Origin of the sequence: Actinokineospora auranticolor, assembly GCF_041897805.1 — a bacterium.
GTDB lineage: Bacteria > Actinomycetota > Actinomycetes > Mycobacteriales > Pseudonocardiaceae > Actinokineospora > Actinokineospora auranticolor.
In genome coordinates this window covers 5,270,547-5,288,754 of the sequence record NZ_CP154825.1, presented here as the reverse complement: position 1 = coordinate 5,288,754, position 18,208 = coordinate 5,270,547, and the positions used below count along the sequence as shown (strand labels likewise).

General features: G+C 72.6%; 21 protein-coding genes and 1 pseudogene. 10 read left to right on the top strand and 12 right to left on the bottom strand.

Annotated elements, in window-relative coordinates; translation table 11 throughout:
- Positions 1-35 precede the first annotated feature (35 nt).
- From V5P93_RS22985 to V5P93_RS22975, 3 genes and pseudogenes are all read left to right on the top strand, one after another.
- Positions 36-1,487, top strand: coding sequence for an amidase (locus V5P93_RS22985; RefSeq protein WP_104479046.1), 1,452 nt, complete (start codon positions 36-38; stop codon positions 1,485-1,487).
- A 149-nt stretch (positions 1,488-1,636) separates the two neighbouring features.
- On the top strand, positions 1,637-2,797 hold the full coding sequence (locus V5P93_RS22980) for a globin domain-containing protein (protein ID WP_245931221.1): 1,161 nt from the start codon (positions 1,637-1,639) through the stop codon (positions 2,795-2,797).
- Positions 2,793-3,197, top strand: a pseudogene (locus V5P93_RS22975) (DUF899 family protein); the annotation flags it as partial. The gene V5P93_RS22980 and the pseudogene V5P93_RS22975, both read left to right, overlap by 5 nt.
- Positions 3,198-3,200: 3 nt before the next feature.
- Here the strand turns inward: V5P93_RS22975 and V5P93_RS22970 are convergent.
- The gene (locus V5P93_RS22970; RefSeq protein ID WP_104478827.1) at positions 3,201-4,208 is read right to left on the bottom strand and encodes a polyprenyl synthetase family protein; all 1,008 of its coding nucleotides are present in this window, start codon (positions 4,206-4,208) and stop codon (positions 3,201-3,203) included.
- Between the two features lie 168 nt (positions 4,209-4,376).
- On the opposite strand from V5P93_RS22970, the gene V5P93_RS22965 reads away from it, so the two are divergent.
- Positions 4,377-5,006 carry a hypothetical protein gene (locus V5P93_RS22965; protein ID WP_146107990.1) on the top strand — a complete coding sequence of 210 codons (630 nt, stop codon included), beginning with the start codon at positions 4,377-4,379 and terminating at the stop codon, positions 5,004-5,006.
- 26 nt (positions 5,007-5,032) lie between these two features.
- Here the strand turns inward: V5P93_RS22965 and V5P93_RS22960 are convergent, their stop codons facing one another.
- Together V5P93_RS22960 and V5P93_RS22955 are read right to left on the bottom strand one after the other, a co-directional pair.
- Positions 5,033-5,347 carry a multidrug efflux SMR transporter gene (locus tag V5P93_RS22960; protein ID WP_104479048.1) on the bottom strand — a complete coding sequence of 105 codons (315 nt, stop codon included), beginning with the start codon at positions 5,345-5,347 and terminating at the stop codon, positions 5,033-5,035.
- Entirely contained in the window at positions 5,344-6,000 is a 657-nt protein-coding gene (locus tag V5P93_RS22955; protein WP_104478829.1) for an FMN-dependent NADH-azoreductase, read from the bottom strand. Before V5P93_RS22955 ends, V5P93_RS22960 begins: the two co-directional genes overlap by 4 nt.
- Before the next feature lie 94 nt (positions 6,001-6,094).
- Between V5P93_RS22955 and V5P93_RS22950 the strand changes: the two genes are divergently transcribed.
- Positions 6,095-6,670, top strand: a complete 576-nt coding sequence (locus V5P93_RS22950; protein WP_342752263.1) for a helix-turn-helix domain-containing protein — start codon at positions 6,095-6,097, stop codon at positions 6,668-6,670.
- A gap of 143 nt (positions 6,671-6,813) precedes the next feature.
- Positions 6,814-6,984: a hypothetical protein gene (locus V5P93_RS22945; RefSeq protein WP_181043437.1), complete on the top strand. Its 171-nt coding sequence runs from the start codon at positions 6,814-6,816 to the stop codon at positions 6,982-6,984.
- A gap of 288 nt (positions 6,985-7,272) precedes the next feature.
- On the opposite strand, the gene V5P93_RS22940 is transcribed toward V5P93_RS22945, so the two are convergent.
- Entirely contained in the window at positions 7,273-7,851 is a 579-nt protein-coding gene (locus V5P93_RS22940) for a helix-turn-helix domain-containing protein (protein ID WP_104478830.1), read from the bottom strand.
- Positions 7,852-7,930: 79 nt separating this feature from the next.
- Here V5P93_RS22940 and V5P93_RS22935 point away from each other — a divergent pair, with 79 nt between their 5' ends.
- Positions 7,931-9,304 carry an MFS transporter gene (locus V5P93_RS22935; RefSeq protein WP_104478831.1) on the top strand — a complete coding sequence of 458 codons (1,374 nt, stop codon included), beginning with the start codon at positions 7,931-7,933 and terminating at the stop codon, positions 9,302-9,304.
- On the opposite strand, the gene V5P93_RS22930 is transcribed toward V5P93_RS22935, so the two are convergent.
- The 5 genes from V5P93_RS22930 to V5P93_RS22910 all read right to left on the bottom strand — a co-directional run bounded on the left by V5P93_RS22930 (position 9,293) and on the right by V5P93_RS22910 (position 13,685).
- Positions 9,293-9,760 carry a nitroreductase family deazaflavin-dependent oxidoreductase gene (locus V5P93_RS22930; protein WP_104478832.1) on the bottom strand — a complete coding sequence of 156 codons (468 nt, stop codon included), beginning with the start codon at positions 9,758-9,760 and terminating at the stop codon, positions 9,293-9,295. The genes V5P93_RS22935 and V5P93_RS22930 overlap by 12 nt on opposite strands.
- Positions 9,761-9,797: 37 nt before the next feature.
- Complete coding sequence (locus tag V5P93_RS22925) at positions 9,798-10,343, bottom strand: TetR/AcrR family transcriptional regulator (RefSeq protein WP_104479050.1); 546 nt, start codon at positions 10,341-10,343, stop codon at positions 9,798-9,800.
- 125 nt (positions 10,344-10,468) lie between these two features.
- Entirely contained in the window at positions 10,469-11,236 is a 768-nt protein-coding gene (locus V5P93_RS22920) for a hypothetical protein (RefSeq protein WP_104478833.1), read from the bottom strand.
- 116 nt (positions 11,237-11,352) lie between these two features.
- Positions 11,353-12,540, bottom strand: coding sequence for an MFS transporter (locus V5P93_RS22915; protein ID WP_245931224.1), 1,188 nt, complete (start codon positions 12,538-12,540; stop codon positions 11,353-11,355).
- 182 nt (positions 12,541-12,722) lie between these two features.
- The gene (locus tag V5P93_RS22910) at positions 12,723-13,685 is read right to left on the bottom strand and encodes a hypothetical protein (protein WP_104478834.1); all 963 of its coding nucleotides are present in this window, start codon (positions 13,683-13,685) and stop codon (positions 12,723-12,725) included.
- Positions 13,686-13,855: 170 nt separating this feature from the next.
- Between V5P93_RS22910 and V5P93_RS22905 the strand changes: the two genes are divergently transcribed.
- The 3 genes from V5P93_RS22905 to V5P93_RS22895 all read left to right on the top strand — a co-directional run bounded on the left by V5P93_RS22905 (position 13,856) and on the right by V5P93_RS22895 (position 16,485).
- Positions 13,856-14,365 carry an ATP-binding protein gene (locus V5P93_RS22905; protein WP_146107991.1) on the top strand — a complete coding sequence of 170 codons (510 nt, stop codon included), beginning with the start codon at positions 13,856-13,858 and terminating at the stop codon, positions 14,363-14,365.
- A 71-nt stretch (positions 14,366-14,436) separates the two neighbouring features.
- On the top strand, positions 14,437-15,276 hold the full coding sequence (locus V5P93_RS22900) for an oxidoreductase (protein ID WP_104478836.1): 840 nt from the start codon (positions 14,437-14,439) through the stop codon (positions 15,274-15,276).
- A gap of 57 nt (positions 15,277-15,333) precedes the next feature.
- Positions 15,334-16,485 (top strand): class I SAM-dependent methyltransferase, encoded by a 1,152-nt coding sequence (locus tag V5P93_RS22895; RefSeq protein WP_104478837.1) that lies wholly within the window; start codon positions 15,334-15,336, stop codon positions 16,483-16,485.
- A 4-nt stretch (positions 16,486-16,489) separates the two neighbouring features.
- Here V5P93_RS22895 and V5P93_RS22890 read toward each other — a convergent pair whose 3' ends face one another.
- The 3 genes from V5P93_RS22890 to V5P93_RS22880 all read right to left on the bottom strand — a co-directional run bounded on the left by V5P93_RS22890 (position 16,490) and on the right by V5P93_RS22880 (position 18,167).
- A complete protein-coding gene (locus tag V5P93_RS22890; RefSeq protein ID WP_104478838.1) occupies positions 16,490-17,017 on the bottom strand; it encodes a hypothetical protein in 528 nt (175 codons plus the stop codon).
- A 2-nt stretch (positions 17,018-17,019) separates the two neighbouring features.
- On the bottom strand, positions 17,020-17,547 hold the full coding sequence (locus V5P93_RS22885) for a hypothetical protein (protein WP_104478839.1): 528 nt from the start codon (positions 17,545-17,547) through the stop codon (positions 17,020-17,022).
- Positions 17,548-17,645: 98 nt separating this feature from the next.
- Complete coding sequence (locus V5P93_RS22880; protein WP_104478840.1) at positions 17,646-18,167, bottom strand: hypothetical protein; 522 nt, start codon at positions 18,165-18,167, stop codon at positions 17,646-17,648.
- Between the last annotated feature and the right edge of the window lie 41 nt (positions 18,168-18,208).

Genomic DNA, 18,208 nt, shown 5'->3' with positions numbered 1-18,208 from the left:
TTATGGCCTCCGCCGGGGGTCAGTACGGTCGGATCATGGAGTTGAACTTTCCGACCGCGGAAGAACTCGCGGCTGCTTTGCGTGCCGGTGAAGTGACCTCGGTGGACCTGACCGACGAGGCGATCGCGCGGATCGAGCGCGACGACAAGGTGATCAACGCGATCTGCGTGCCGGACTTCGACCGCGCGCGGGCCGCCGCGCGCGAGGCCGACCAGGCGCGTGCGCGCGGTGTGGACCGGCCGTTGCTCGGGATTCCGGTGACGGTAAAGGAGTCCTACGACATCGCGGGCCTGCCGACGACCTGGGGAATGCCGCGGTACCGGGACTTCGTGCCCACCGCGGACGCGGTGCAGGTGTCGCGACTGCGGGACGCGGGCGCGGTGGTGCTCGGCAAGACCAATGTGCCCCTGGGGTTGCAGGACCTGCAGAGTTTCAACGAGATCTACGGCACCACAACCAACCCGTGGAATCCCGAACGGACCTCGGGCGGTTCCTCGGGCGGGTCGGCGGCGGCGCTGGCGGCCGGGTTCGGCGCGTTGTCCATCGGCTCCGATCTCGGGGGCTCGCTGCGCACCCCCGCGCACTTCTGCGGTGTTTACGCCCACAAGCCGACGGTCGGGCTGGTGGCCAGTCGCGGCATGGTCCCGCCGGACGCGCCCGCGTGGCCGGTCGAGCACGACCTCGCCGTCGTCGGTCCGATGGCGCGCACCGCTCGCGACCTCTCCCTGCTGCTCGACGTCATGGCGGGCCCGGACCCGCTGACCTACGGCATGGCGCACCGCGTGGCCCTGCCGCCCGCCCGGCACGAGCGGCTGGGCGACTTCCGGGTCTTGGTCCTGGAGGAACACCCGTTCATCCCGACCGGGGCCGCGGTGCGGGCGGGCGTGAACCGGGTGGCCGACGCGCTCGTCGACGGCGGCGCCCGCGTCGTACGGCACAGTCCACTGCTGCCCGACCTGGCCGAGGCCGCCACGCTCTACACGAACCTGCTGTGCTCGGGTTCCGTCGCGCGGTTCCCCGTCGACGAGTACGAACAGCTGCGGGCCCGCGCCGCCGCACTGCGCCCGGACGACCAGAGCCTCGACGCGGCGCGGTGGCGCGCGATGGTGTTCAGCCACCGCGACTGGCTCGAGGCGAACGCCCTCCGCGAGTCCCACCGCCACGGCTGGCGGCGGTTCTTCGCCGAGTTCGACGCCGTGGTCTGCCCGATCACGCCGACCCCCGCCTTCCCGCACGACCACGACCCCGACCTGCTGGGCCGCCGGATCGACATCGACGGCGCCGCGTACCCGTTCTTCGACCAGCTCGTCTGGGCCGGCCTGGCCACCATGCCCGGCCTACCTTCCACCGCCATCCCGACCGGCCCGTCCCCCGACGGCCTGCCCGTGGGCGTACAGCTCATCGGCCCGCTGTTCGAGGACCGCACCCCGCTGCGACTGGCCGAACTCCTCGAGGAGGCGATCGGCGGCTTCCGCGCACCCAGGTAGGTGTTCCACGGGGGAGCGAGGCGTACCAAGTCCCCAATCGAGTGGCGGAGTTCACTCCAACGGCGGTGTTCCGACTCGGGACCAAAGACCTGGTGGCGCGAGACGTTGCGCCTCTCGATCTTGCCGCGGCCCGGGCGCACCGTGAACCCGTGACCGAGAACCCCGCCATCCCGCCGCTGTCCGACGTCTCCCGCGAGGTCGTCCGCGCGACCCTGCCGGTCGTGGCCGAGCACGCCACCGAGATCACCGGCGTGTTCTACGCGTCCATGTTCGCCGCCCACCCCGAGTTGCTGGACCTGTTCAACCAGGGCAACCAGGCCAACGGCAGGCAGCGGGCCGCGCTCGCGGCGGCGGTCGTCGCCTACGGCGGCCACCTCACCGGCACCGGCCCCGCGCGGCCGGACTTCGGGCCGATCGCCGAGCGGATCGCGCACAAGCACGTGTCGCTCGGCATCCGCCCCGACCAGTACCTGGTCGTGGGCAGGCACCTGCTGGAGGCCGTCGTCACCGTGTTGGGCGTCGGGCCGGACGTCGTCGCCGCGTGGCACGAGGTGTACTGGCTGCTGGCCTGCGAGCTCATCGCCGCCGAGGCCCGGCTCTACGCGTCCGCGGGCGTCGAGCCGGTCTCGGTGTGGCGGCGGTGGCGGGTCGCCAAGCGGCAGGACGAGGCCGTGGACACCGTGTCGTTCACCCTGGTCCCCGACGACGGCGGGCCCGTCCCGGACTTCCACCCCGGCCAGTACGTCTCGGTGGCCGTCGACCTGCCCGACGGCCACCGCCAGCCGCGGCAGTACTCGCTGTCGCAGGGACCCGGTCGCGGCTGCCTGCGGATCACCGTCCGCCGCGTCGGGGGTGGCGCGGTGTCGAACTTCCTGCACGACCACGTCCGCGCCGACGACACCGTCCTGGTCGGCCCGCCCGCCGGGGACACCGCGCTGGCCGACGGCACCGACCCGGTCGTGCTGATCAGCGCGGGCGTCGGCGTCACCCCGATGGCCGCGATGCTCGACCACCTCTCGCACACCCAACCCACCCGGCCCGTCGTGCTCGCCCACGCCGAGCGGAGCGCGGACCGGCACGCCCACCACGCCGAGATGACCCACCTCGCCGCCACCATGACCAGCGTGGAAACCCGCACCGCGCACGGCCACGCGCTCGACGTCGACGAGATCCCCTTGCCGGACAACGCCCACGCCTACCTCTGCGGCCCGATCCCGTTCATGCACGGGGTTCGCGCCGCGCTGCTGGACCGCGGTGTGCCCGCGGACCGGATCCACTACGAGGTGTTCGGACCCGGCATGTACTCCTGAGGGCCCGGTGCCGTTCCTGGACCTGTTCCAGGGCCGCGACGAACTGATCGCCCACAAGCACATGTGGTACGACGGCGCGCCGCACCAGGGCCGGTGCGAGGGGTGCACGACCGCGGCCTGGCACGCGCCGGACGCGGCGTACCTCACCTACGCCACGACGGGCCGCGGCATCGAGGCGATCAACCCGTCGCTCAACCTGCTCGACCGGACCCCCTACGGCCGGGGCGAGCGCTGGGAGGACAACCCCGAGGGCTGGCCCGAGGGCCGCGACGCCTGCTGGTCCTGGCGCTCGGCCGCGGACGGCAGCCCCACCTGGGGGCCGACCAGCCGCCCGGTGCCGCAGTGGGACCGGCCCGGCGCCACCCCGGAGGAGACCCTCGGCAGGCGGGGGCACCACTGACGGTCAGGCTTCGCGGTGGCCCGCGAGGGTGGCGAGGGTGCGCAGGTCGTCCGGGTGGGGCAGGTCCGCGAGGTGGGCGAGCGCGGCCGTGACGCGCTCGGCGGCGTAGTCGCTCGCCCAGCCGCGCCCGCCCGCGGCGTCGACCAGGGTGGCCGCCCGGTCGATGTCCACGGGCTGGTTCGACGCGTACATGTCCGCCAGCTCCCGGCCCGCCGCCGTGCCCGAGCACAGCGCGGCGGCGATCGGCAGGGAGTGCCTGCGCCGGGACAGGTCGGCGCCGACCGGTTTGCCGGTGATCGCCGGGTCGCCCCAGATGCCGATGAGGTCGTCGGCGACCTGGAACGCGACGCCGATGTCGCGGCCGAACGCGTCGAGGGCGGCCACCACGTCCTGGTCGGCGTCGGTGGCCATGGCGCCCAGCGCGCAGGCCGCGCCGAACAGGGAGCCGGTCTTGCGCAGCGCGGTGCGCACGCAGCGGTCGAGCGTCGGGTCGTCGTGCCCGGACTCGGCCGCGCAGTCCTCGTACTGGCCGTGGCACAGCTCGACCACGCACCCGTCGAGCCGGGTCACGGCGGCCACCGGCGCGGGCATCCCGGCGGCCACCAATCGGGTGGCGAGCGAATGCAGCGTGTCACCGACCAGGATCGCGTTGCCGACGCCCCAGACCGTCCACACCGTCGGCCTGCCGCGCCGCATCCGGTCGCCGTCCATGATGTCGTCGTGGATCAGGGTGAAGTCGTGCACCGACTCCACCGCGGCCGCCGCCGGGACGGCCGCGTCCGCGTCGCCGCAGGCCCGACCCGCCGCGATGGCCAGCGCGGGCCGCAGCCCCTTGCCGCCACCGCGCGCGGTCGGTGTCCCGGCCTCGTCCCACCAGCCCAGGTGGTAGCCCACCATCAGGCGCAGCGGGCCGGGCAGGTGGTCGACCTCGCCCCGCAGCACCTCCGCGCACGCGGCCCGCGCGTGCGCGAGCACCTCACCCGCCGACCGCCGTTCCAGTTCCGCCCGCACCGCCGGACACCCCCTGATCGGGAATACCGCCGGAATGCCGCCCCGACGCGCGGAATCGCGCTATTCGACAAACCGGCTATTCGAGTCCCGAATCTAAGACGCGTGTGTGGTCACTCGCAACACGCCCCTCACCGATGAACACGATCGGGTGGCTGACACACTCGCTGTGTGCGTATTCCCGGCTACCTTGACCCGTTCGAGTCGTCACCGCCCGTGCTCGTCGACCGGTCGGACCTGTTGTCGAAAAAGCACTTCTGGCCGCCGTTCCTCGCCTGGGTCGGGGACGCGCCCTCCGCGCCGGGCGCGTTCGGAGTGGAATCGGATGAGGCGGGCCCGCTCGCGCGCGAACTCCTGGACGAGTCGCGCTGGCCGGTGTTCACGGTCCCGGTCCGGGATGGCCACCGCGTCCACGTGGTCATGCGCAACCTGTCCGGCGAGGCCGGTTTCGACTACCTGATCACGCCGCCGCGCGGCCCGGCCGTCCACGTCGCCGCCCTCGACGGTCACTTCGCGGGCCCGGGCCTGTCCTGGCCGGACCTGGCGGTGCGCGCGGAGCCCGCCCACCTGCTCCTGCTGCTGCCCGCCTTCGGTGACGCCGCGACCCCGCCCACCGCCGTCGACCGCGTCGCGGACGCGTTGACCGCCGTCGGCGCGATCCGCGACCAGCGCGCGGTGGCGGGGGAACTGCTCGCCCCGACCGCTTCTGGGGCGCACCCGGCTGGCACGTCACCGACGACACCGTCTGGTGCGACGGTCCGGCCAGCCCGCGCAAGCTCCACAACCCCGACATCGCCGTGATCCGCGCGGCCCCGGGCTGATCGTCCTCACTCCGCCGCCCGCGCCAGCACGACCCCACCGACGATCAACGCCAGCGCGAGGACCCGGCCCAGGCTCAAGGGGTCCTTGTGCACCAGCACCCCGAAGGCGATCGTGCCGACCGCGCCGATCCCGGTGAACACCGCGTACGCCGTCCCCACCGGAATGCTCTCCATCGCCCGCGACAACAAGAACACCGCCCCCACGCCCAACACGGAGCACACCAACGCCGGCAACGGCCGCGTGAACCCCTCGGTCGGCTTGATGCTCAACGCAAACGCCACCTCCACCACCCCGGCGGCCACCAACGTCAACCAGTTCACGACCGCGCCGCCCAATCCGCGGCGAGCGCGTCCACCGCGGACTCGGCCGCCGCGACGGAGTCCCGGTGGGCCTCGGTCAGGTGGGCCAGCAGGGGATCCACCGCCGTGTTGGTCAGCTCGGCGTGCGCGAAGGTCACGTCCTCGACCGCGAAGTGGCCCGCGAGGAAATCGCGCAGGTACCGCTCCTGGTGGTCGTACGGCTCGCGCGGCGTGCCCGGCCCGTACGCGCCGCCCCGCGCGCCGAGCACCGCGAACCGGCGCCCGGTCAGGGACATCCGGGGGAAGGTCACCTGGTCGATCCAGGTCTTGAGCGCGCCGGGAACCGAGTAGTTGTACATCGGGCAGCCGATCACCACGACGTCGGCGGCGAGCAGTTCGGCCAGCAGCGGCTCGACGACCGCCCAGGCGCGTTCGGCCGCCGGGGTCGTGACGGCCTCCCGGTAGCGGACGGGATCGGTGAGCCCCCGGCGCAGCAGCTCGTCGCAGAGGTGGGTCCAGCCCTCGCCGATCGGCGGCACCGGGTCGGCGGCCAGGTCGCGGTAGGCGCGGGTGGTGCCCGGCGCGCGCGACCAGGTCTCGGCGAACCGCGCGGTCAGGGCGCGGGAGGCCGAGTTTGGGCGGGCGCTGGTGTCGAGGTGGAGCAGGTGGGACACGGGAACCTCCGGGGTCAAGCGGACACTGCGTCCACTTGTACCGGCTAACTGGACACCTTGTCCACTTCATCGTTAGGGTGGTGCCGTGAACCTCCTGGGGGACGACCCGCCGCGTGAGCGGGCCGACGCGGCCAGGAACCGGGAGAAGATCCTCGCGGCGGCTGAGCGGCTCTACGCCGAGCGCGGGGCGGACCGGGTGACCATGGACGACATCGCCCGGGCCGCCGGGGTCGGCCGGGGGACCCTCTACCGCCGCTACCCGGACCGGGCGGCGATCGCCGTCGCCCTGCTCGACACCCACGAGCGGGCCGTCCAGGAGCTGCTGCTCGGCGGCCCCCCGCCGCTGGGGCCCGGCGCGGCGCCCGGGGACCGCCTGTGCGCCTTCTACGGCGCGATGGTGGACCTGCTCGACCGGCACGTCCACCTCGCACTGGGGGTCGAGGTGGGGCGGTCGCGGTTCCAGACCGGGGCCTACGGGTTCTGGCGGGCGCACGTGCGGGCCCTGGTGGTGGCGGCGGACGGCCCGGACCCCGACGCCGCCGTCGACCTCCTCCTCGCGCCGCTGGCGCCGGACGTCTTCCACCACCAGCGCGTGGTGCTCGGGCTCGGGGCGGACCGGATCAAGGCCGCCTTGGCGGTTCTCGCGAACGCGGTGTTGGGCGGCGCGTAACGCGTTCGCCGCGTGTTGGACGAAAAACCGCGCTGGTCGCCGGAACGGCCGACCAGGTTACGTGACACATCTCATTGTTTCGACGGGTGGGCCTGTTGGGAACAACAACAGCGCGCGTGAGACATTGGTGTGGGAGGAAAGTCATGAGTGAACTCGACCGTTGGACCGGCGTCGCGAATCCCCGCCGGACCCGACTTGTCAACATCCGCACCGAACAGCAGGAAGGCGCCGGTGAGCACACCGGCCTGACCGCCTCGGTCGCGAACGGCACGGACCAGGCGGAGAACCAGCCGCCCCGACACCAGGTCGGCTGATCCACCAGGGACAGTCACCTGGTCACCCGGTAAGTCAAGAACAGCAAGAACCCCAACGAGTCCACTCCGGACGAAAAGGGCCCTCCCGCCGGGAGGGTGGTGCCGGAGTGGGTCGTGGTGGGAGTCGGTGCGGACGAACGCGTCCGGCGAGACCCCTCGACCGGACCGTTCAGCACCGGCGGACAATTCCGCGACCGGCGCCATGGCGCGCCCGCGAACGCCGCGCTATTCCGCGCCGCGCTTCTGAATCGTTCCCGCACCGCTGAACAGCGATGGGTCGAATATCCGTCAATCGTCCTTCGGTCGGGCCCGCACGTGCATGCGCTCGCCCTGCGGACCGAACAGGCTGAGGATCTCCACCGGCGCGTCGCCCGTCGAGCCGAACCAGTGCGGGAGCCGGGTGTCGAACTCCGCGGCCTCACCAGCCTTGAGCACCACGTCGTGCTCGGCGAGGACCAGCCGCAGGCTCCCGTTGAGCACGTACAGCCACTCGTAGCCCTCGTGGGTGCGCGGGTCCGGCTCGCTCCGCGACACCGGGATGACCATCTTGTACGCCTGGAGCCCGCCCGGGTGCTGGGTCAGCGGGACGATCGTGGCGCCCCCGCGCCTGATCGGCTTGAGCCGCACCCTCGGGTCGCCCGTGGCGGGCGCGCCGACCAGCTCGTCCAGCGGCACCTGGTAGGCGCGGGCCAGCGGCAGCAGCAGCTCCAGGTTCGGCTTGCGCTCCCCGGACTCCAGCCGCGACAGGGTGCTCACGGAGATGCCGGTGGCCTCCGCGACCTGGTTCAACGTGGTGCCGCGCAGCTTGCGCAGCGCGCGCAGCCGAGGCCCCACCGCCGCCAGCACCGCCGTGTCGTCGTTTGCCACACCGGCAAGTTTACTGCGACTTCCTTGTCGACCGGACCCATGCTTCGCGCAGAGGGTCACAAGGGACGAGGTGGTCGCCATGGGGATTCGATCGGGACTCGCGGGTCTGTCGTTGTCGGTGTTGCTGTCCGCGCTGGGGACCAGCGTCGCCAACGTCGCGCTGCCGACGCTGGCGGGCGCGTTCTCCGCGACGTTCCCGAGGGTCCAGTGGGTGGTGCTCGGCTACCTGCTGGCCATCACCACCCTGGTGGTCAGCGCGGGGCGCCTCGGCGACCTGCTCGGGCGACGCCGTGCGCTGCTCGGCGGGCTGGCGGTGTTCACCGCCGCGTCCGTCCTGTGCGGTCTCGCCCCGTCGCTGTGGCTGCTGGTCGCCGGACGGGTGGCGCAGGGGCTGGGCGCGGCGCTGATGATGGCGCTGGCGCTGGCGTTCGTCGGCGACACGGTGCCGAAGGAGCGCACCGGCCGCGCGATGGGACTGCTGGGCACGATGTCGGCCGTCGGCACGGCGTTGGGACCGACGCTGGGCGGCGTGCTGATCGCCGGGTTCGGGTGGCGGGCGGTGTTCCTCGTCGGCGCCCCGCTGGGTGCCGTGGCGCTGGTTCTCGCGTACCGGTACCTGCCCGCCGACCGGGCGACCGGCGACCGGGCCGGGTTCGACCGGGTCGGGACCGCGCTGCTGGCGCTGACGTTGACCGCGTACGCACTCGCCCTGACCGTCGGACGCGGCGAGGTGACCATGGCGCTGATCGCTGTTTCCGCTGTGGGGCTGGGATTCTTCCTCCGCTCGCAGCGGCGGGTCGCGAACCCGTTGGTGCGGTTGGGAATGCTGCGCGACCGGGTGCTCGCCCCCGGGCTCGCGTCGAGCGCGATCGTGTCGACGGTGATGATGGCGACCCTGGTCGTCGGGCCGTTCCACCTGTCCCGGGCGCTGGGCCTGGCACCCGCCGTCGTGGGACTGGTCATGACCGTGGGGCCGCTGGTGACCGCCCTGACCGGCGTGCCCGCCGGACGGCTGGTCGACCGGGTCGGCGCTCGGCGGGTCACACTCCTCGGGTTGTCGGCCCTGGCACTCGGCTGCGGACTGCTGGCCGTGGCACCCGCGTCGCTGGGCATCGCCGGATACGTCGTGCCGCTGGCGGTGACGACCGCAGGCTACGCCCTGTTCCAGACGGCCAACAACACCGCGGTCATGGCGGACGTGCCCGCCGACCGGCGCGGCGTGGTCTCCGGTCTGCTCAACCTCGCCCGGAACCTGGGTCTGGTCACCGGGACCTCCGCGCTGGGCGCGGTGTTCGCGTGGGCCTCGTCCAGCGCGGACATCACGACCGCCGTGCCCGCCGGGGTGGCCGCCGGGACGCGCGCGACGTTCGCCGTGGCGGTGGGCCTGATCGCGGTCGCCCTGGCGGTCGCGGCCAAGAGCCGCGTCCGGCGGGAGGCGCTGTCAGCGCGGTGAGAACGCCACGGCGCCGATGTGGTCGATGGTCCGCGCCCACTCCGGGTTCGCCGGGTCGTCCGGGAGTCCGAGGTGCGGCGCGACCTCCGGCCACAGCCGCGGGTGTTCGTCGCGGTAGGCGCGCAGCACCGAGTCGGTCTCGGCCGCGTCGAGGTGGCGGTGCGATGGCTCGGCCCAGCGCTCCTTGCCGAACCGCACCTCGATGGCCGGGTTCACCCGCAGGTCCCGGTACCAGTCGCTGCGCGGCCCCCACCCGGTGACGACCACGATCTCCGGCCGCTCCCGGTCGTACCGCACGACCTCGAGGACGACGTGCCGAGGTTTCCCGCTCGTGCGGCCCTTGTGGGTCACGTGCACGAGCCGGGTGCCGAACAGCTGCCCCAACCCGGCCCGGTAGGCCAGCAGCGGCGCCCGCAGCGCGAGCCGCTCAAGTCCGGTCGGTCGATCGTCGACCATCCCACCTCCCCGGTCCGGGCCGATGGTAGCCGCCGGGTCAGGGGGCGCCGAGCGCGCCGAGGCAGGTGGCGACGATGTGCCCGCGCCACGCGTCCCGGTCGTCGCGGTGGCGGGCGAGCAGGCACAGCACGACGAGCCCGCCCAGCGCGCCGACGACCCGCGCCAGCCGCTCGGTCTCGCCCGCCACGCCGAACATCTCGAAGACGTACCCGTCGCCGTGGTCGGGGATGGCCGGGTCGGCGGTGGCCAGCGCGGTGATCGACCGGGAGGCCAGCGCCACCAGGCCGGGGCGCTCCAGCGCGAGGTCGGTGAGCAGTTCGACGGCCCGGCGGTCGCGCTCGGCGCCCAGCGGCAGGTGGGCGACCAGGTCGAGCAGCTCCCGGCTGCGGTCGCGGCCCACGGCGATGGCGGCGTCGAAGAGGGCTTCCTTGGTGGGGAAGTGGTGCAGGAGACCGGCTTTGGACAGCCCGGCGGCGTCCGCCAGGTCCCGCAGCGAGGTGTGCGCGAACCCGTGTTGCGCGAAGAGGGCGGCGGCTCGGTCCAGGATGCGCTCGTCCGCGTCCCGCTGGGGCGACTGCTTCACCGGCTCGACGCTACCGCCGCCGCCGCGGGGCCACCGACCGATCCGGTGGGTGTGCTGCCTCACTCGTCGAGAAACCGCGCGGGCCCGGGTGGCGACTCCCACCCGGGCCCGCGCTCGGTGGTCGATCAGTACAGGAACGCCTGGATCTCGTTGACCCGGGCGAAGGCCGGTTGGTGCGACGGGCCCGTCTTGGCCAGGATCCGGACACCGCGGGTGGCGCGGTTGCCGAACCAGGCGGTGACCTTGTTCTGGGTGTTGTAGTTGTAGGTGGCGACGGTGTCCCACCACTGCTCGTTCTGGCTGAGCACCTGGACGTCGAAGTCGCGCAGCTGGTAGCCGTCGGAGGTGTGGACGACCACCCGGCTCACCTGCTGGGGCAGGGCCCAGCGGACCTGGACCCACTCGGGGGTGGTCGTGGGGGAGCGGTCGCGGTCGTTGGACCAGCTGTGCGCACAGCCCAGCTCGGTGCTCACGTCGTTGTCGTTGACCTTGCTCGCCAGGTACGACGGGTAGGTCGACGACGCCTGCGCCCAGCCCTCCAGCGCGAAGTTGACCCCCGGTCGCGGGGTGGGCGTGGGGAAGGTCGGCGAGCTGGGCGGGAAGGTGGTCAGCGCGGCCTCCGGGCCGGCCGCGGAGGTCGGCTGCGGGGTGGTGTAGGTCGTGCCGCCCGGGGTGGTGGTGTAGGTCGTCGTCGTGACCGGGGGGCAGGCGGGCGGCAGCGGGGGCAGGGTGGTGGGCGGCCGGGACGTCGGCGTGGTCGTCTCGGCGCCCGCCACGACCTGGGCCGGTGCCTCGGCCTCGGAGGTGGCGCCCGCCTGGACCACCACGGCGAGCGTCGCGACGGCGGTCAGGGTCAGGACCGGGGGTAGGTACTTCCTCGCGGGGAACCGCACGGATCTCCCTCTCAGGATCGGGGAATCGGCGGACCCGGCTCGACGCGGTGGGACTCCTGGAACGCGGATCCGCCACCGCCGTGAAATCGGTGGTAACCGCAATGTAGCGGACAAGATCACCAGCGGAAACGGTCGAATCGTCCACGTTTACCGTCTGGGAATCCTGATATTTTCCGAAAGTGTCGTCCGTCTGAAAAGGAGACTGACGAGAATTCCGCGCCGACGCCGGGAATGCGGACCTCGGTCCGGCTCGGGTCGGCTGGAGTTCGCGCTGCTGCTCCAGCACCAGGCGGCGGGTGATCCGCCGAACGGCTGCGTGCACCTCGACGTCGAGCACCGACGGGTCGATGTGGTCGGGCCCGCGGGAACACGACCCGGAGCGCCTCGGCGATCGAGGCGCCGAAGGAGCTGCCCAGGTTGCGGAAGAACGTCACCCCGGAAGTAGCCGAGCCCAGGTCGCGGTAGTCGGCGGTGTGCTGCATGACGATCGTCAGCACCTGCGTGACCAGGCCGATCCCCGCGCCCAGCACGAACATCGCGACCGACTGGACCAGCACCGTCGTGCGCTGGTCCAGTGTGGACAGCAGGAACATGCCGACCCCGGTGACCGCCGCGCCCGCGATGGTGAACACCCGGCCGCGGAACAGCCGCCGGCGCCGAGGGCGATGAACAGCACGCCCAGGTAGTCGATCCGGGGGTGCGACCGGTCGCCGTGGCCCGGGATGGCGCGCGGCCGGCACGATGACGACCAGCGCCGGCGGTACGGTGACGTACAAGGCCCAGCGCCAGGACAGGTGGTCGGTGAACAGCCCGCCGAGCAGCGGCCCGGTCACCGTCGTCACGCCGAACACCGCGCCGAGCGCGCCCTGGTACCGGCCGCGCTCGCGCAAGGGGATGACGTCGGCGACCAGCGCCGTGGCGGTGACCGCGAGACCACCACCGCCGACGCCCTGCGCGGCCCGCACCGCGATGAGCGCGCCCATGCTGTCGGCCAGGCCGCAGAAGAACGAGCCGGTGATGAACACCGCCACGCTGAGCTGGAACACCGGCTTGCGGCCGAACAGGTCGCCGAACTTGCCCGCCGGCACGGTGGCCACGGTCTCGGCGAGGATGTAGGAGGTCACCACCCAGCTCATGTGCCCGGCCCCGCCGACGTCGCCGACGATGGTCGGCAGCGCCGTCGCCACGATCGTCCGGTCCAGGGCGGAGAGCGGCATGCCCAGCACGATCGTGCCGAACACCAGGTTCGTCCGGCCGCGCGACAGCGCCGGCGGCGCGGGCGCGTCCGTCACTGCGGCGCTCATCGGCACTTCCGCCGACGCGGTCGACGACCCTCGGGCCGACCATAGGCGCCACCGCCGGGCCGCGCCCCGCGGACCACTCGATCCGGTCAGACCGGGGAGACCACCCGGTCCGGCTGCTCGGCGGGCCACGGCGCCAACCGCCGCCGGTCCCGCACCAGCGGCCCCAGTGCCGACCGGCGCGACTAGGCCCGCGGGTCGGGGCGCCAGGTCCGGAGGACGCCGTCGCGCAGGGACGCCAGGGTGCCGGTTTTCGGGTCCTGGGCGCTGGGGTGGAACCCCGCCAGTACGCCGATCCGCTCGTCCGGGGACCACACCTCCAGGCCCCCTGCCGCGGCGACGTGGAGCCGACCCCCGAACGACCACAGTGGACCCGGCGGCAGCGGGATCCGGCGGGTCACCTCGTCGCCCGGGAACTCGAGCACCTCGGCGTGGCCGTCGGCTTGGACCACGGCCGTCGAGTCGTCGAGCCAGGCGGTCGAGGTGTCCCAGAGGTCGCGGTACGCGCCCACGTGGTTGTCGAGGTCCGCGGCGGTGCGGTCACCGCCGAGCCAGGCCCGGACGTCGATGACGGAGTGGACGCCGATCGGTTGCCACAGCCAGCCGTCGTTGAGCAGCAGGCTCTCCGACGGGTTCAGCGACAGGGCGCCCTGGAACGACGAGTTGAAGATGTCCGCGTCGTGGTCCTGGCCGGTCTCGCGGTCGGTGAGCAGCTCGCCGGTGGCCGCCCGGAACGCGTCGAGCCGGTTCCACTCCGTGCCCGCGATGACGACGGTCTCCGCGCCCGTGCCGACGAACGCCAGCGGGAAGCGGGTGTGCCGCGAGTGGTGGTCCCAGCGGTTCAGCTCCAGGGTGACCGACTTCGTCGACAGGTCGAACAGCAGGCCGCGGGCGCCGTAGTCGGTGACCAGCGCCGCGAAGCGGCCGTCCCGGGACGTGTGCAGACCCGGCCTCCGCGCCGACGACCACGGCTGCTCCCGCTCGCGCGGCTGCTTCCGCCGCGCGAGCACCCGGCGCCTGCCGTCGCCGGTGATCGCCACCAGCGCCGTGCCGGTGAACACCAGCCACCCGTCCGGCAGCGCCGCCAGGCACGCCTCGTTCACCGGTGCGTCCGCGCACGCCAGCGCCCGCCACGTCCCCTCCAGCACGGCCGGATTATGACCGGTCGGACCGACCGGTCCGCGCCGGGGACGAGGTGGCCTAGACCACCGACCATCTTCGGCCCCGTCCGGTTAGGGTGAACCGCCGGTAACGAGGACGTTGCGCGGGGCGACTCATCGGATGACAGGGTTATGGCGCGCAGGAGGGGGTCATCGCGGTGTCGATCGCGTCTACACCGGATGCCGAGGACACCGGGACGGCGGGCAGGCCCATGCCTGAACGGGTGACCGCGACCGCCGACGGTGACCTGTTGACCGTGCTGATGCCACCCGGACTCGCCCACCTGGTCCCGGTGCGCAACCACGTCCGGATGTGGCTGGCCGAGCAAGGTGTCGCCGTGGAGACCGCGCGCGACATCGTCACCGCCGCCGACGAGGCGGTGACCAACGCCGTCGTGCACCGCTACCGCCCGGAGGTCGCCGCCGGGTCGGTCGAGGTGTCCATCCGGGTGGAGACCGTCGACGCGGGCAAGGCCGCCATCGTGCTGACCGTGTCCGACGACGGTCCCTGGCAGCTGCCCGCCCAGGGTGCCGCGCCGGACGGCGGGTTCAACCTGCCGATGATCCGCGTCCTCGCCGACCGGGTCGACCTGCGCCACGAGGACGGCCGGAGCACCCTCGTCGCCCGCTTCCCGCACCGCCGGTCGCAGGGCTTCCCCGCGCTCTGACCGACGACCCGGCACCACCCGACCCGGTCTGCCGTTCACCGCGCGCGACCGATCGGGGGCATAGTGTGCGCATGGCGCAGAGGGCGAAGCTGGGCGCGGCCGAGGTCGGCCGGATCGGGTACGGCGCGATGCAACTGGCGGGACCGGGCGTGTTCGGCCCGCCCCGGGACCGCGACGCGGCCATCGCGGTGCTGCGCCGGGCGGTCGAGCTGGGCGTGGACCACATCGACACGTCGGACTACTACGGCCCGTACGTGGTCAACGAACTCATCGCGACCGCGCTGCGGCCCTACCCGGACGACCTGGTCATCGTCACCAAGGTCGGCGCCCGCCGCGACGACGCGGGCGCGTGGCTGCCCGCGCTGTCCGCCGACGAACTCCGCTCGGCCGTGCACGACAACCTCACCCGCCTCGGTGTGGACCGCCTCGACGTGGTCAACCTGCGGCTCATGGACGACACCTCACTCGAGGAGCCGCTGACCGCGCTCGCCGAGTTGCGTGCGCAAGGCCTTGTCGCGGAGCTCGGCGTCAGCAACGTCACGTCCGCGCAGTTGGCTCAGGCGCGCGGGATCGCGCCGATCGCCTGTGTGCAGAACATGTACAACGTGACCGCGCGCGGTGACGACGCGCTGGTCGACGAGACCGCGCGGCTGGGCATCGCGTATGTCCCGTTCTTCCCGTTGGGCGGTTTCGAACCGTTCCAGGCCGACGTGCTCGACGCCGTGGCCGCCCGGCACGGCGCGACCGACCGCCAGGTGGCGCTCGCCTGGCTGCTGCGGCGCTCGCCCAACATCCTGCTGATCCCCGGCACGTCCTCGGTCGCGCACCTGGAGCAGAACCTCACCGTGACCGACCTGGAACTCACCGAAACCGATGTCGCGGAACTGGATGGGCTCGCCGCCGCCGGGTAGCGCGACGGCGTTTCAAATCGTGGTCCAGGGCCGTGACCCGCTGATAAGCTGACCGGCGTGACGGGGCAGAAGGCGGATTGGGGCGTGCTCGAGCGCCGGTACCGGTCGTACTTCCGCAAGCGGGAAGAGGTGCCGTTCCGCGTCGAACCCCCGGTGGGCGACGGTCGGACGCTGGGCCGGGGAGAGCCCGTGTTCACCCTCGAGGCGCGCAACGCGGCCGGGATCACCGCGGTCAACTCCCTGGACCAGGTCCAGGTCGGTCTGGCCTATCTCGACGGTCACCTCGACATCCACGGCGACATCTTCTCCGCGCTGGGCATGCGCAAGTTCTTCGGCGACTTCCACCCGATCGCCTGGGTGAACCGCTACCTGCCCGCGGTGGTGCGCGGCAAGACCGAGCACGACCGGCGCTCGATCACCGCGCACTACGACCGCGACCCGGAGTTCTTCCTGTCCTTCCTGGACAGTCGGCACCGGTGCTACACCCAGGGTTCGTTCAAGACCGACGACGAACCCATCGAGGACGCCATGACCCGCAAGATGGACATGGCCATCGAGCAGCTCGGGCTCAACCCCGGCGACCGGGTGCTGGAGGTCGGCGGCGGCTGGGGCGCGTTCGTGGAACACGCCGGTCGCAAGGGGATCGAGGTCACCACCCTCACCCTGTCCGAGCCGTCGGAGCTGTACCTCAAGGAGCTGATCGCCCGCGAGGACCTGCCCTGCCGGGTGCTGCGGCAGCACTTCTACCGGTACGAGGCGGACAAGCCGTACGACGCCGTGGTGAACATGGGCGTCACCGAGCACCTGCCCGACTACGCGGCGTCGCTGCGCAAGTACGCGGAGCTGCTGCGGCCGGGCGGCCGGGTGTACCTGGACGCGCTGGCGATGCGCGCGAAGAACCGCATGTCGACGTTCATGAGCAAGTACGTCTACCCGGGCGTGTCGACGCCGCTGCTGCTGCACGACTACCTGGCGAAGGTGGCCAGGTCACCGTTCTACCTGACGTCCGTGGACGACGAGCGGCACAACTACTACCTGACGTGCAAGGTGTGGGCGGAGAAGCTGGACGCCAACCGGGAGCACGTCGTCGCCAACTGGGGCGAGCCGCTGTACCGGCACTTCCGGCTGTTCCTGTGGGGCTCGGCCGCCGGGTTCCACAGTGGACTGGTCCAGGCGTACCGGTGGGCGCTGGAACTGCCCGAGCGGTAGGGGATCACGCCCCGACGATCCAGGTCACCAGCCCGCCGAGGAGCGCGAGGGCCCAGATGGCCGAAGCCGTGAACAGGCCGATCAGGAAGCCGGTCGCGTAGCGGGTGCCGGGCCTGCCGAGCACGGCCATGACCGCGAAGTAGCAGGCGGCCAGCGCGGGGATCGTCGCCAGCGCGACCATGAACCCGGTGCCGAGCACCAGTTCCGGCGTGGACTTCGTCGCCGCGGTGCTCCCGTTGCGCCGCACGGTGAACCGGGTGCCCTCCGCCGGGTGCTCGTACGACGGGCGCAGGGTCGCGGTGCCCGCGGGGACCGCGCTCCCGTCGGGGAAGAACGCGCCGGAGCAGGTGTACTGGTAGCTGTCGCGTTCGACGTGGACCTCCTCGCACGAACCGACGACCACCGTGCCCGGCTCACCCGCGAACCCGGACATGCTCAGCGTTTGCCGCCAGAGGAAGGGCAGCACCAGCCAGAGGGCCAGCGGCATCCCCACGGCCAGCACACCGAACCACACCCGCGTCCCGGTTCGCACGATCAGATCCCGATCACCAAGAGGACGGCGCAGACGACGACGACGGCAAACCACAGGGCTCCCACGACCGCCGCCCCTATCCACACCCCGTACACCACCCTCGCCTCCGTATCGTTCTTCACCGCCGCGCCCACGTGGTAGGCCGCGGTGGCGAGGATCCCGATGCCCACCGCGCACGTGAGGCCGAGCATGAGGACCATGACCGGTACGGATTCGGTGCGCGCGGCGTCGCCGTCGCGCCGGACGGCGACGCGGGTGCCCTCGGGGTAGAGCTCGTCGGCCCGGCTCAGCGTCAAGGTTCCCGTCGGGGTCGGGCTCCCGTCGGGGACGAACGCTCCGTGGCAGTCGTTGACGTGGCCGGTATCTTGGGTTTCCGTCCGCACGCACTCGGCGACGACGAGCGTCCCCCGCTCACCCGCGTGTCCGCTGGCCGCCAGGGAGAACTGCCACAGCAGCCACACGACCACCGCCGCCGACGGCAGCAGAACCGCCGCGATGGCCCAGTACGCGACCCGTCGGAGTGTGCCCACGGGCAGGAGTATCGAGCAGCCCGGTCCACTGCGGAGCGCTTTCCGCGCCGGTCACCCGCCTGGCCCAACCACCCGCGCGGCAGGGGATCGGCGGCGGTTCACCCGAAGAACGCCAGCGCGAAGGCGCCTGCCAGCGCGACGACCAGCAGCACCGCGCCCGCGAGCACCCCGAACCCGAGGCCGTTGCCGAAGTCCGCCGTGTCGTCACCGCGCACCGCCTCGAACAGGTAGTAGCCGCCCGCCACGGCGGTGATGGCACTGAGCGCGCACACCAAACCGATGAACAGCACCAGGTGCGACAGGGACTCGGTACGCGCGAGCTCACCGTCGCGCCGCACGGTGATGCGGGTGCCCTCGGCCTGCGGGTCCGACAGTTGGGGGATCCGCGCGGTACCTGCGGGCACTGCGGCGCCGTCCGGGACGAACGCGCCCGAGCAGCGGTAGGCGGAGCCGGTGTCGAGGGTGTACTTCTCGCACTGCCCGACGATGAGCGTCCCCGGCTCACCGGCGTAGCCCGCCTGCGTCAGCGCGAAGGCCCACAGCGACCACGCGATCAGCACCGCCCCCGGCAGCAGGGCCAACCCCAGCAACACGAACGCGAACCGCCGCATGGTGCTCACGAACAGGAGTATCCGGCAGACGCGCGCCCGCCGTCCCGGTT

What these genes read in the sequence shown, in the direction of transcription:
- V5P93_RS22985 (WP_104479046.1), top strand. Translation starts at nt 36, where the DNA reads ATGGAGTTGAACTTTCCGACCGCGGAAGAACTCGCGGCTGCTTTGCGT.
- V5P93_RS22945 (WP_181043437.1), top strand. Translation starts at nt 6,814, where the DNA reads ATGAGTGAACTCGACCGTTGGACCGGCGTCGCGAATCCCCGCCGGACC.
- V5P93_RS22935 (WP_104478831.1), top strand. Translation starts at nt 7,931, where the DNA reads ATGGGGATTCGATCGGGACTCGCGGGTCTGTCGTTGTCGGTGTTGCTG.
- V5P93_RS22930 (WP_104478832.1), bottom strand. Translation starts at nt 9,760, where the DNA reads ATGGTCGACGATCGACCGACCGGACTTGAGCGGCTCGCGCTGCGGGCG.
- V5P93_RS22915 (WP_245931224.1), bottom strand. Translation starts at nt 12,540, where the DNA reads ATGAGCGCCGCAGTGACGGACGCGCCCGCGCCGCCGGCGCTGTCGCGC.
- V5P93_RS22900 (WP_104478836.1), top strand. Translation starts at nt 14,437, where the DNA reads ATGGCGCAGAGGGCGAAGCTGGGCGCGGCCGAGGTCGGCCGGATCGGG.